Genomic DNA, 12413 nt, shown 5'->3' on the forward strand with positions numbered 1-12413 from the left:
CCCCGCCGCCACCCACAGGAAGTCGAGCGCCGCCCCCGTGGCCGAAAAGCTGCCGGTCAGCGTGGCGGCCACCGCGAAGCGCAGGCACACGAGGCCCGAGGCATCGTTGAGCAGCGATTCGCCTTCGAGGATATGCATCATCCGCCGCGGGATCGGCACGCGCGCGGCGATGGCGGAGACCGCGATCGGATCAGTCGGCGAAACCACCGCCGCCAGCGCGAAGGCCACCGCCAGCGGCATCGCCGGGATCATCCAGTGGATGAAGAAGCCCATGCCCACCACGGTCAGCAGCACCAGCCCCAGCGCCAGCTCGGCGACGGTGGAGATATCCTTGAGCAGCTCGTCCTTGGGGATGCGCCAGCCGTCGAGGAACAGCAGGGGCGGCAGGAACAGCAGCAGGAACAGCTCCGGGTCCAGCTCCACCCGCAACCCCGCGACGAGGCCGACGACCGCACCGAGCGCGATCTGCACCAGCGGCGCGGGGATGGCGACGGGCAGCGCGCGGGCGATACCGCCGCTCACCACCACCGCCACCAGCAGGATCAGGACGACCGAAACCGTTTCCAAACCGACACTCCATCCGGCCGGCCCGGCGCGGGTGGCCTCTGTCGGGCGTTCTTACCCGCTGAGCCGGCAGCGGCAAGCGCGGGCGGCAGAGTCACAGTCGGCGACGAGCGCGCTGGCCGGCGGCAGGCCCTCGATCCGCGCGACCCCGGTGGTGCTGTCGGAAGCCGGGCTTGCCGGGAGCGTGATCGTGAGCGGCAGGCCGTTCCTGTCGTCGACGCGCCACACGACGCGGCTTGTTCGCAGCAACGCTCGACCGGCCGTCACTCCGCTTCGCTCGTATCGTGCCCTCCGAAGATCCTCCTCAGGAACCGGGAATGCCTTCGTCGAACGGCGAGAGATCGAAGGCGAACGTCGGGTGGAACGGACCGGGGATGATATGCCCCGGCCGATCGCGATATTCGGTAGAGGTCAGCAGCACCTGCAGCGCCATGCCGGCAAGATCGCGGAGCGGCGGCAACGCCTGCCAGTCCGCGATCATCGACGCTTCGGCGGGCCGCAGCAGCAGGGTGCGGTAGGCCGCGTCCAGCACGCCGGCGACACCGTGGCGTTGCAGCGTCGCCAGGGCGAACGGATGGATGGCGCCGGCCTCGTCGCAGGCCTCCCCCTGCTGCGCCTCGGCGATCAGGCCTGCCACCGAAAGCGGCGCGGGGAGTGCTGCCGGCAGCGCGGGGGAGGGCACCGCCACCTCCAGCAGCACCGCGCCGCTGGTGACGCACACCAGCCGCGCGCGGTCGGCGAGGGCGGCGGCAAGGTCCAACCCGTCCACCACGATACCGCACCAGCCGAGCCGTATTCCCGCCGCCGCTGCGTCTGCCGAGAAACGGGTGGCGCGTGCGATGGCGATCACCTCGCCGTCCGCCTCCAGCCGCACCGCGCACGGCAAACGGCCGGCGGCGGGGGCGGCGTGCCCGGCGATGCGGTTGCCCTCCACCGCCAGCACGAACGCCGCAACGGGCGCACAGCCTTTCACCGCGCCGCCACCCAGCGCGCGATCGGCGGATAGGTACGTGTGGCCGATGCCTCCTCGGCGCGGTCGATCAACGTGGCGAGCGACGGGCGCGGCATCGTCGGCGCCCGCCGCTCCGCTTCATCCAGCGCGCGGGCGAAATCGTCCGGGTCGAGCGGATCGAACAGGATGCTCGCCCCGGGCGCCACCTCCGGCAGGGAGGACGTGTTCGAGCAGACGGTGAGCCGGCCCAGCACCGCCGCCTCCAGCACCGGCAGGCCATAGCCCTCGAAGAACGAAGGGTAGATGCAGAAGGCGGCGTTCAGCATCAGCGCCAATTTTTCCCGCTCGTCGACGAAGCCGGCGAACACCACCCGGTCCGCCGCCACGCCGCCGGCCGCCGCCAGCAGGCGCGCCTTTTCATCGAGCCAGCCATCGCAACCGATGAAGACGATGCGGTAACGCGCCGCGAAACCGGGGTCGCGCGCGAGGTGGGCGAGCACCAGCGCGCCGTTCTTGCGCGGCTCCAGCGTGCCGACGATCACGACATACGGCTCGCACGGCGGCATGTGGCGGGCGGCTGACAGGTCCACCGGGTCGAAGCGGACCCCCGGCGTGACGAGCGACATGCGCCCGGCCGGCACGCCGAAATAGGCGGTCACGTCGGCCTGCGTGGCGCGCGAGATGCAGAACAGGTGATCGCTGCCGGCGATGTCGGCGCGGATATTGTCGGTGAACCACGCGATCCCGGCCTCGTCGTGGAAGCGGGGCGTCAGCAGCGGGCTGAGATCGTACACGATCATCGCCTCGCGCCCGAAGAAGCCGCGCAGGGGTTTGATGTTGGTGAACACGCCCGCCGCGCGATCGGCCAGCGCGCGGGGTATTTCCCCCTGCTCCCACGCCAGCGTGGCGAGTGCGTTGCGCGCGACCGCGCCCGAGCGGCGATCGAGCAGCGCCGTCATCATCGGCCCCGGCACGGCGATGGTGCCGATCATGAACGACCAGTCGATCTCCGGGTCATGCAGCGCCGCCTCGGCCAGCCCGGCGACGACGGCGGGAATGCCCGTCCAGTGGTCGCCCAGCAGCGCACCCACCTCCATCACGGCCTCAGGCAAGCGCGGTTACCGGCGCGATGCGGGCGATCAGATCGTGCAGTACGGTCTCCAGCCGGGCGGTGCCGTAGTCGTTGCGCACGGTGGCGCAGGCGGCGGCCGAGCGCGCGGCATAGTCCGCCTCGCCGAGCGCCGCGGCTTCCGCCAGCGCCATGCGGACGTCGGCGGCCTCGACGAAATGGGTGGCCAGCCCGGTCATGCCGTAGCGTCGCGACAGTCGCATCCCGAACGGCTGGCGGGTGGAGCGGATCGGCACCGCATTGTCCGGCCGGATATAGTCGGCCATCGCGGTGTGATCGACCGAGACGGGCACCGCCCCGCGCGCCATCGCCTCCAGCAGCGGCAGGTTCTGCCCCTCGGCGTGCGAGGTGCAGAGGTAGAAGGCGCCGGCATCGTAGAGCTGCTCCATCTCCGTCCGGGTGAGGACGTCGTCGGTGATCCACACCCGGTCGCTCACCAGCATGCGGGGGTGCGCGCCGGGTTCCGCGATCTGCTCGTGGAGCAGGACGTGGTTGATCGACACCCCGCGATGCGGTGTCGATGCCTTCACCAGCAGCACCGCATCGGGATGGGTCTGGCTGAACGCGACGAAGCCCTCCAGCATCGGGCGCAACTGCTTGCGGTGATCGTGGACGTTCAGCACCGTGACGAACAGCGTCGCCCGCCCGCGACGCCGCCCGGCGAGGATCTGCGGCAACGATCGTCGCTGCTCCCCGGCGAGGCGATCGACGGCCGCCTGGTCGTTCGGCAGCACGGCGAGGGGATGCCAGTCGATCGCCGCCAGCCCCTGCGCCAGCGCGTCCAGCCTCGCCGCATCGGGCGCGGCGGGGCGTGGCGTGGCGTGGGTCTCGTCGGGGATGGGGCGGGCACCGTGCGCACCGGCACCGAAACCGACCGCGCCACCGCCGCCGCACCGTGGCGCGAAGGCAGCCACAGTTCGTCCGCGCGGGACAGCATCGTCGCCTGATCGGCGAAGGCGTGCGGACCGGGCTGCTCGGCGGGCGTGCGCAACCGGTCGAACTCCCAGGCGAAGCACGCGACGTTGTATGCGCCCTTCAGCAGTCGAAGCTGCTCGGGCGGGTAGAAGCCGAGGTGGATGTCACACGCTGCATCCGATCGGTCGCGGATATCGGCGATATATTCGGGGTAGTGGACCAGCGTGCAGGGCAGGCCGACGCGGGTAATGGCCGCGTGGAAATTGCGCATCGCGAAGCCATAGGAATAGTCGCTCGTCCCGATGCTGCCCGCCATGCCGGCGCGGTCCTGCTCGTCGGGCGGCTGGCGGCCGGCGGAAAGGTGGAAGCGTACCCCGCGCCGGACCCGGACCGGCACCGGTGTCGCGACAGGCCGGGGCGGGATGCCTCGCACCATGCGCGCATGGCTCCACGCCCCTTCGGCGCGGGCGACGAAGCCGAGCGCGTGGAGCGCATCGCCATAGCCCTGCCACACGCCGGCATCCGCATGTCCTGCGGCGATCCGCCGCCGCAGCATCGGCGCGGCCAGTGCGGGATCGGCCGGCACCGGGTCGGGATCGAGCGCATAGGCCCGTGCGAACGGATCGGCCTCAGCCACGCGGCAAGGCCCGGGGGGCGGGCGCCGGTGCGGATGATGTCCCTCTCATCCGGCGCAGGGTGCGGGCCGGCCCCCGGCGCCGACAAGCCGAACCCCCTCCGGAATCGATCTATCCGACGATGCGGCTTAGGCAGACACGTCGATCTTCACCGTTCCGGTGTTACCGGCGGTCCCGATGGTGCCAGGCGCGGCGCTGTGGGTTGCAGGCGGGCTTCTGCGGGACGGCCGGCAGCCGACCTAGCCGCGTGTCACCACCCGCACGAACATATAGCCTTCGTTGCGCACGGTACGGATCAGTTCGTCCGATCCCTCGCACGCGGCCAGCTTGCGGCGCAGGCGGCTGATCTGCACGTCGATCGCGCGATCGTAATAATCTCGGTCCTCGCCGCGCGCATAATCGAGCAACTGGTCGCGTGTCAGCACCCGGCGCGGATGCTCCACGAAAGCGCGCATCAGGCGGAACTCGCCATCGGACAGGGTGATGACGGCATCGGCCGGGTCGTAGAGGAGGTGTACGTCCATCTCGATCCGCCAGCCGGCGAAGCGGAACGTGGCGGCGCTGTCCGCCGGGGCTTCGGCCACGGGATCGGGCGCCGCTTCGCCGCGCTCGCGCCGGCGCAGTACGGTGCGGATGCGGGCGAGCAGCTCGCGCGGGTTGCACGGCTTGGCGAGATAATCCTCCGCGCCCATCTCCAGCCCGACGATGCGATCGACGTCGGTGCCTACCGCCGACAGCATGATGACGGGCGGCCCGTCCGTCTTCTGCAGGCCGCGCAACGCCGTCAGCCCGTCCTCGCGCGGCATCATCACGTCCAGCACGATCAGGTCGTAGCGGTCTGCCCCCAGCTTCTCGCGCATCTCGATCGGGCTGCGCGCGGTGTCGGTACGGAAGCCGTGCCTGTCGAGGAAGGAGGACATCAGCGTGCGGATGCCCTCGTCGTCGTCGACGATCAGGATGCGGGTGGCGAGGTCCATGTGTGCGAGAATGGCGTGCATGGTGCGCTATTGCCAGCGCCGCGTGCCCGGCGAATGTCGGCTTTGTTGCGGGCGACGGTGGTGCGTACCGCAACAATCGTGACATGCGGCGGCAACCGGCAGGGCGCAGGCGCAACGCGGGGGGTCGCGATGGCGTGGCGGCGGGCGGGGTGGCATGATCGAACGATGACGGCAAAACGCTTCCCCGGGTGGCTGCGCGGCTGGCGCGGGCCACCGCTGGCCTTCCAGATTCTCGGCCTGCTGATCGGCGGGCTGGTGGTGGCGCAACTCGTCACGCTGTTCCTCACGATGCTGCTGCCACCCGCGCCGCCCTCGCAATATGGGCTGGACGATATCGCCGCGGTGCTGCGCGGCGCGCCGGCTACTGGCGATGGTGCGGCGCTGCAGCGGCTGGAGCAGGCCGGACCGCCCGATCTCTCCGGGCCGGGGTGGCTGGTGTCCGAACGATCCCGGCGCGAGCTGGCCGCGCTGGTCGGCGTCGGCGAAGGCGACGTGAGCCTCGCTTTCTATACGCCGCTCCCCTTCGCCGGCAGCGCGCTGCCCCCGCCGCGACCGCCGATGGCGGACGACGGGCCGATCGCGCGCGCGGATCCGATCGTTTTCTTCGTCGGCGAGGGCGGCGGGGCGCGGCTGTATCTGGCGCAGGCGCAAGCCTCTCCGCCGCCGGGCATCGCCCGCCCGGAAAGGATCGGGCCGCCGCGTGACGGTTTTCCGCCGGGCATGTCGCCGAACGCGATGCCAAACTGGCCGCGCGGCATCCCCCCGCCCCGGGGTGGCATGCGGGCGGGCGACGGCGCGTCGTTCGGCGGCAGCGGCAACACGCTGTACCGCATCGATCCCACCCCGCAGTCCGGCGGCGGCGTCTTCATCCCCGGCGACGGTGGCGCGGCGGTGCCGCCGCTGCTGCAAACGCCTGTCCGACCCCTGGGTCAGGAGCGGACGCAGCTGCCGTTCGGGGCCGGACGGGATGAAGGCATCGTGCCGGGGCAGGGCAACCTGCCGGGGCAAGGCAACCTGCCGGGGCAGGGGGGTGAATTCGGCCCATCGCGCAACGGGCCGTTCGGTGGCGCCATGCAGATGCCGCCATTGCGCGATGTGCGGCCGTTTGCACCGCCTGCCGACGCCGGCGTGCGCGTGCCCCCACCCGATGCTGTCGAGCGATCACCGCTCGCCGGGCGTGCGCCGCCGGTGCCGGCGCAACCGCAGCCGCCCGCCACGCCCGTCGTCGCCCCACCGTCCGCTGCGCCGGTAGCGGCCCCGGCGGCGGCGGCACCTTCCGTTCCCGATCCCACCGGCGAGGCGATCGCGGTGACGCCGCCGGCGCGCGGCCTGTTCGGTTTCGCCCCCGCGCCGTTCGTGGAGGGGGATTTCGTCGCCGCATTGCGGCTGGCGGACGGACGCTGGGCGGTGGTGCAGCCGGCGGACCAGCCGTTCCCGAACGCCTGGCAGCGGCGGCTGCTGCTGTGGTTCGCGGTGGCCTTCGCCATCGTCGCGCCGCTCGGCTGGCTGTTTGCGCGGCGGCTGGTGAAGCCGCTCGCCGGGTTCGCCGCCGCCGCCGAGCGACTCGGGCGCGATCCCGCCGCCACCACCGTTACGCTGGACGGGCCGGCCGAGATCGGCCGTGCCGCCCATGCCTTCAACCTGATGCAGGGGCGGCTGCGCAGCTTCGTCGACGATCGCACCGCGATGGTGGGCGCGATCAGCCACGATCTGCGGACCCCGCTCACCCGCCTGCGCTTCCGTATCGAGGATGTGCCCGACGACCAGCGCGAGGGAATGCTGGGCGAGGTGGCCGAGATGGAGGCGATGATTACCTCCGTGCTCGAGTTCATCCGCGGTGCTTCCACCCCCAATCTGCGCGAACGGCTGGACCTGCGCGCGCTGGTGGAAGACGTGGCCGAGGATGCGACGATGATCGGCAACGACGTGACGGTGGAGCGGGGCGAGCCGGCGATGGTTGAGGTGGATGTGCTCGGGATGCGGCGCGTGCTCGACAATCTGCTGGAGAATGCGGTGAAATACGGCGGCCGCGCCCGCGTGCGGCTGCGGACCGAGCCGGATGCGGCGGTGGCCGAGATCGTCGACGACGGTCCTGGCCTGCCCGATGACGAGCTGGAGCGGGTGTTCGAGCCGTTCTACCGCAGCGAGTCGGCGCGCTCGTCCGATCTGCGCGGCAGCGGACTGGGGCTGGCGGTCTGCCGCTCGATCGCCCGCGCGCATGGCGGCGACGTTCGCCTGATGCGCTCGCCCGAGGGATTCATCGCGCAGGTGCGGGTGCCACTGGCCTATGGCAGCGAGCGGGTAGCGCAGGGGACGCCGCCGGTTCGGCGCCCCCCGGCATTTACTTCATGAAGTCCGAGATCCCGGTGTTTGCCGGGATGTCGATGCCCGAGTGGGATCGGGCGGCAGGATTCGTGGGGAAAACCGCACGTCCGGGTCGATACCGGCGGTCCTGACGGAAAAGGCCCGGCCGCATCGCTGCGACCGGGCCTTTCGTGCCGCCGGAGCGGGAAGCTTACGCCAGCGAGGTGAGGTTCACCGCAGCGTACTTGCCGCGACGATCGACCTCCAGCTCGAACTCGAGCCGGTCGCCTTCGTTGAGGTTGGTCATACCCGCACGCTCAACGGCGGAGATGTGGACGAACGCATCGGGCTGCCCGTCATCGCGCTGAATGAAGCCGAAGCCCTTCATCGCGTTGAAGAACTTGACCGTGCCGCTGGCCTTTTCGCCGGTCAGCTGACGCTGCGGGCCACCGGCACCACCGGCGCCGCCACGGGGAGCACCTGGGCCGGCATCGCGATCACGCGGGGGACCACGTTCCTCGACCGGGAGCGGCTCGCCCTCGATCTTGAGATCGGTCGCCGAGACACGGCCGCCGCGATCGACGAGCGTGAATTCGAGCGGCTGCCCTTCGGCGAGGCCGGTGAAGCCGGCCTGCTCGACGGCCGAGATGTGGACGAACACGTCTTCGCCGCCGTCATCGCGCACGACGAAGCCGAAGCCCTTCTGCGCGTTGAAGAACTTAACGACGCCCTTGCCTTCGCCGATGACCTGGGCCGGCATGCCGCCGCCACGCGAACCGCCGCCGCCACCGAAGCCGCCGCCACCGCCGCCGCCACGACAACCGCCGCCGCCGCCGCCGCAGCGCGCGCCCCGCCGCACGCCGGGCACGTCGCGCCGGTTCCCCCGCCGTATCCTCGCGCGGGCAGCGGTAGCCGTGGCGCTGGCCGGCGGTGGCTGGGCTGCGAGTACGCTGGCGACCGACCGGCCGATGACGGCGGACCGCGAAACCATCGTCGACGAGGCGCTCGAATCGAACGAGGCGACGATGGTGCGGGTGGCGATGCGATCGCAGGTGGAGACGCCGACGTTCGATCCGGCCGAGATCGCCAGCGCCACCGCGATCCATCTCCCCCGCTTCCCCGCGGGCTGGCGGATCACCGACGTGCAGATCTATCCGTCCGATGCCGGCCCCGGCGTCCAGATCGCCATCCGCACCGAGCAGGGCAAGGCGCTGACCCTGCTCGCGTTGCGCTCGGGCGTGCTCGCGGGCCTCGACGGCGCGATGCCCCGGCTGGAACGGCACGGCGTGCAGAGCGTGGCTTACTGGAACGACGGCGCGGCCGATATCGCGCTCGTCTCGCGCGAATCGACGGACGTTCTCGGCCGGCTCGCCACCCAGCTCGCCCCGGTGACGCAGGGCCGGGTGGCCGAACCCCGCTAGCCTCGCGCGGCCTCGCCGCCCGCACCGCCCGCACGCTGCCGCTCGTGGTGGCGGATCACCTCGTCGATGATGAAGCGCAGGAACGCCTCCGAAAAATCGGGATCGAGATTGGCGGATCTGGCCAGCGAGCGGAGCCGCTCGATCTGCGCGGCCTCGCGCCCCGGATCGGCGGGCGGCAGCCCGGCGGTGGCCTTGTAGCGGCCCACCGCCTGCGTCACCTTGAAGCGTTCGGCCAGCAGGAACACCAGCGCGGCATCGATATTGTCGATGCTCTCGCGGTAGCCCTTCAGCGTTTCGTCGGTCATTCCGGTCTTGTCCTTCTCGCTCGCGCGCCTTTTCACGGGGGAAGCCCCGCTGCGCAAGCCCGCAACGCTTGCCTTTGGCGGCGCTTGACGCCACATCGCCGGGATGGTCGCCACCGTCACCCCGCTTCACCGCGAGACACCCGCCTCGCTCGATCCGATCATGGCGCTGGTTTCCGCCGACATGGATCGGGTGAACGAAGTGATCCTCGCCCGGATGCAGAGCGACGTGCCGCTGATCCCCGAGCTGGCCGGCCACCTGATCGCGGGCGGCGGCAAGCGGATGCGGCCGATGCTGACCTTGGCCTGCGCGCGGCTGCTCGATTACGGCGGCACCCGCCAGCACAAGCTGGCCGCCTCGGTGGAGTTTATCCACACCGCCACGCTGCTGCACGACGACGTGGTGGACGGGTCCGGCCTGCGCCGGGGCAAGCGCACCGCCAACATCATCTGGGGCAACCCGGCCAGCGTGCTGGTGGGCGATTTCCTGTTCAGCCGCGCGTTCGAGCTGATGGTGGAGGACGGCAGCCTGCGCGTGCTGCGCATCCTGAGCCACGCCTCCGCCGTGATCGCCGAGGGCGAGGTGAACCAGCTGACCGCGCAGCGCCGGATCGAGACGGGCGAGGAACGCTACCTCGACATCATCGGATCGAAGACCGCCGCGCTGTTCGCCGCCGCCTGCCGCATCGCCGCCGTGGTGGCCGAGCGCGAGGATGCGGTGGAGCAGGCGCTGGACGATTATGGCCGCAACCTGGGTATCGCCTTCCAGCTCGTCGACGATGCGATCGATTACGTCTCTGACGGCGAGACGATGGGCAAGGACATGGGCGACGATTTCCGCGACGGCAAGGTGACGCTGCCGGTGATCCTGGCCAACGCGCGCGGATCGGACGAGGACCGCCGCTTCTGGAAGGACGCGATCGAGGGGCGCCGCGTTTCCGACGACGACCTCGCTTATGCCAACCGCCTGCTACGCGAAACCGGCGCGATCGACGACACGCTCGCCCGCGCGCGCCAGTACGGCCAGAAGGCGATCGACGCGCTGGCCGGCATCGGCGGCGGCAAGGCCCGCGCCGCGCTGGTCGAGGCGGTGGAGTTCGCGGTAGCGCGCGCCTATTGAGGCACGGTTCCTTCGAGTTACCCGCCACGCGACTTCACCGTCACCCCGGCCTTGTGCCGGGGGCCACATCGTGGCGATTGGAACGTGGCGATCGAACCAGCATAGACCCCGGCACAGGGCCGGGGTGACGGTGCGGGAGGGGCGGCCGACACCGCCAGGCTTTCTACCGCACCCGGATCTCGCCCTTCATATTCTCCGCCGCATCCAGCAGGTTCGTACTGCGGTAGGAGAATAACGCGTTCGGCGTGTCCGGTGCGACGATATGCAGGGTCGCGCTCTGGCCCGGTGCCAGATCCACCTTGTCGTCCGTCACCCAGCCCGAATCGCGCGGCGACACGCGGGCGGCGGTGAAGAACTGCGGCGCCGAGAAATTATGCTTGCGATCCGACCGGTTGTGGATGCGCAGGATATATTGCCTGCCGCGCTTCAGCGTCAGCCGGTCGGGGGTGAAGCGGTTGTTCGTCACGGTCACGTCGATCGGCGTGCCTTTCGTCCAGTTCGGCACGGGCGGCGCGGCGGTGGCGGCCGATGTGGTGGCGGCGGCGATCAGCAGGGCGGCGGCAAGCTTCATCGGGCGTTGTCCTGTCATCATGGTCTGGCGCGGCAACGCATGGGGGCGGGGCGCGATCCCCGGGGGTCGCCGCATGGCTGCCGGGGCGTTAGAGCGGGCGCGTGACCGACCTGCCGATCCATGCCGTTTTGCCCGACCTGCTCGTCGCGCTGCGCGCCGGGCCGAACGCGGTGCTTGTCGCCCCGCCGGGTGCGGGCAAGACCACCGCCGTCGCCCCCGCGCTGCTGGCCGAGCCGTGGTGCGACGGGCAGATCCTGCTGCTCTCCCCCCGCCGCCTCGCCGCGCGGGCGGCGGCCGAGCGGATCGCGGAGATGGCGGGCGAGCGGGTGGGCGGCACGATCGGCTACGCCACACGGATGGACAGCCGCCAGTCCGCCGCCACCCGGCTGCTGGTGCTGACCGAGGGCATCTTCCGCAACCGTATCCAGGCCGATCCCGAACTGGCCGGCGTCTCCGCCGTACTGTTCGACGAAGTGCACGAGCGCAGCCTCGATAGCGACTTCGGCCTTGCGCTGGCGCTGGATGCACAGGGCGCGCTGCGGCCGGACCTGCGGATCGTCGCGATGTCCGCCACGCTGGACGGCGCGCGCTTCACCCGGCTGCTCGGCGATGCGCCGCTGGTGGAGAGTGCCGGGCGCAGCTACCCGCTCACCCTGCGTCACATCGGTCGCAACGCCGAGGCGCGGATCGAGGACGGCATGGCGGCGGCGATCCGCACCGCGCTGGCCGAGGAGGCGGAGGGTGGCCTGCTCGCCTTCCTGCCCGGCGTGGCGGAGATCGAGCGGACCGCCGAGCGGCTGGCCGGGCTGCCGCTGCATATCGCGATCCACCGGCTGCACGGCAGCCTGGACCCGGCCGAGCAGCGCGCCGCCATCGCCGCCCCGCCGCCGGGCATCCGCAAGGTGGTGCTCGCCACCAGCATCGCCGAGACGAGCCTGACGCTGGCGGGTGTGCGGATCGTCGTCGATTCAGGACTTGCGCGACGCCCGCGATACGATCGCGCCGCCGGGCTGACCCGGCTCTCTACCGAACGGGTAGCGCAGGCCGCCGCCACCCAGCGCGCCGGTCGTGCCGCGCGGCAGGGGCCGGGGGTGGCCTATCGCCTGTGGGAGGCGGCGGCGACCGCCAGCCTGCCGCCCTACGACCCGCCCGAGATCCTGGAGGCGGACCTTTCCGCGCTGTTGCTCGACTGCGCGATGTGGGGCGTGTCCGATCCGGCGACCCTGCGCTGGCTCGATCCGCCGCCCGCCGCCGCCGTGGCGGAGGCGCGCACGCGGCTGGCGGCGCTGGGTGCGCTGGATGGGGATGGACGGCCCACCGCGCACGGCAATGCCATCGCCGCGCTGCCGCTGCCGCCCCGGCTGGGGCACATGCTGGTGGCCGGTGCCACGCTCGGCTGGGCGGGCACGGCGGCGGAGGTGGCGGTGCTGCTCTCCGAACGCGGCCTCGGCGGGCCGGATGCCGACCTCGAAACCCGGCTGCGACGCTGGCGCGGCGAACGC

At 71.5% G+C, this 12413-nt stretch carries 12 protein-coding genes and 1 pseudogene; 4 read left to right on the plus strand and 9 right to left on the minus strand.

Annotated features, from left to right (window positions below; genetic code table 11):
• The 6 genes from FOY91_RS18330 to FOY91_RS18355 all read right to left on the minus strand — a co-directional run.
• A partial coding sequence (locus FOY91_RS18330) for a cation:proton antiporter domain-containing protein (RefSeq protein ID WP_203234626.1) occupies nt 1-567 on the minus strand: 567 nt, incomplete at its 3' end.
• Nucleotides 568-868: 301 nt separating this feature from the next.
• Nucleotides 869-1537 (minus strand): hypothetical protein, encoded by a 669-nt coding sequence (locus FOY91_RS18335; protein ID WP_145155025.1) that lies wholly within the window; start codon nt 1535-1537, stop codon nt 869-871.
• Entirely contained in the window at nt 1534-2628 is a 1095-nt protein-coding gene (locus tag FOY91_RS18340; protein WP_145155028.1) for a glycosyltransferase family 4 protein, read from the minus strand. The genes FOY91_RS18335 and FOY91_RS18340 overlap by 4 nt, the downstream gene beginning before the upstream one ends.
• The gene (locus FOY91_RS18345) at nt 2621-3322 is read right to left on the minus strand and encodes a glycosyltransferase (protein WP_145155030.1); all 702 of its coding nucleotides are present in this window, start codon (nt 3320-3322) and stop codon (nt 2621-2623) included. The genes FOY91_RS18340 and FOY91_RS18345 overlap by 8 nt, the downstream gene beginning before the upstream one ends.
• Nucleotides 3262-4197: a hypothetical protein gene (locus tag FOY91_RS18350; protein WP_145155032.1), complete on the minus strand. Its 936-nt coding sequence runs from the start codon at nt 4195-4197 to the stop codon at nt 3262-3264. Before FOY91_RS18350 ends, FOY91_RS18345 begins: the two co-directional genes overlap by 61 nt.
• 237 nt (nt 4198-4434) lie before the next feature.
• Nucleotides 4435-5193, minus strand: a complete 759-nt coding sequence (locus FOY91_RS18355) for a response regulator (RefSeq protein ID WP_238995791.1) — start codon at nt 5191-5193, stop codon at nt 4435-4437.
• A gap of 165 nt (nt 5194-5358) precedes the next feature.
• On the opposite strand from FOY91_RS18355, the gene FOY91_RS18360 reads away from it, so the two are divergent.
• A complete protein-coding gene (locus FOY91_RS18360; RefSeq protein ID WP_145155034.1) occupies nt 5359-7545 on the plus strand; it encodes an ATP-binding protein in 2187 nt (728 codons plus the stop codon).
• Nucleotides 7546-7708: 163 nt separating this feature from the next.
• Here the strand turns inward: FOY91_RS18360 and FOY91_RS22645 are convergent.
• Nucleotides 7709-8347: pseudogene (locus tag FOY91_RS22645) on the minus strand (cold-shock protein); the annotation flags it as partial.
• Between FOY91_RS22645 and FOY91_RS18370 the strand changes: the two are divergent.
• Nucleotides 8256-8918, plus strand: a complete 663-nt coding sequence (locus tag FOY91_RS18370) for a hypothetical protein (protein ID WP_162527280.1) — start codon at nt 8256-8258, stop codon at nt 8916-8918. The pseudogene FOY91_RS22645 and the gene FOY91_RS18370 overlap by 92 nt on opposite strands.
• On the opposite strand, the gene FOY91_RS18375 is transcribed toward FOY91_RS18370, so the two are convergent.
• Complete coding sequence (locus FOY91_RS18375) at nt 8915-9223, minus strand: chorismate mutase (RefSeq protein ID WP_145155038.1); 309 nt, start codon at nt 9221-9223, stop codon at nt 8915-8917. The genes FOY91_RS18370 and FOY91_RS18375 overlap by 4 nt on opposite strands.
• Nucleotides 9224-9326: 103 nt before the next feature.
• Between FOY91_RS18375 and FOY91_RS18380 the strand changes: the two genes are divergently transcribed.
• Nucleotides 9327-10340, plus strand: a complete 1014-nt coding sequence (locus tag FOY91_RS18380) for a polyprenyl synthetase family protein (protein ID WP_145155040.1) — start codon at nt 9327-9329, stop codon at nt 10338-10340.
• A 163-nt stretch (nt 10341-10503) separates the two neighbouring features.
• Here the strand turns inward: FOY91_RS18380 and FOY91_RS18385 are convergent, their stop codons facing one another.
• Entirely contained in the window at nt 10504-10911 is a 408-nt protein-coding gene (locus tag FOY91_RS18385; protein WP_162527281.1) for a cupredoxin domain-containing protein, read from the minus strand.
• Nucleotides 10912-11012: 101 nt separating this feature from the next.
• Between FOY91_RS18385 and hrpB the strand changes: the two genes are divergently transcribed.
• A partial coding sequence (gene hrpB, locus FOY91_RS18390) for an ATP-dependent helicase HrpB (protein ID WP_145155044.1) occupies nt 11013-12413 on the plus strand: 1401 nt, incomplete at its 3' end.

Origin of the sequence: Alterirhizorhabdus solaris (assembly GCF_007785815.1) — a bacterium.
GTDB classification, from domain to species: domain Bacteria; phylum Pseudomonadota; class Alphaproteobacteria; order Sphingomonadales; family Sphingomonadaceae; genus Alterirhizorhabdus; species Alterirhizorhabdus solaris.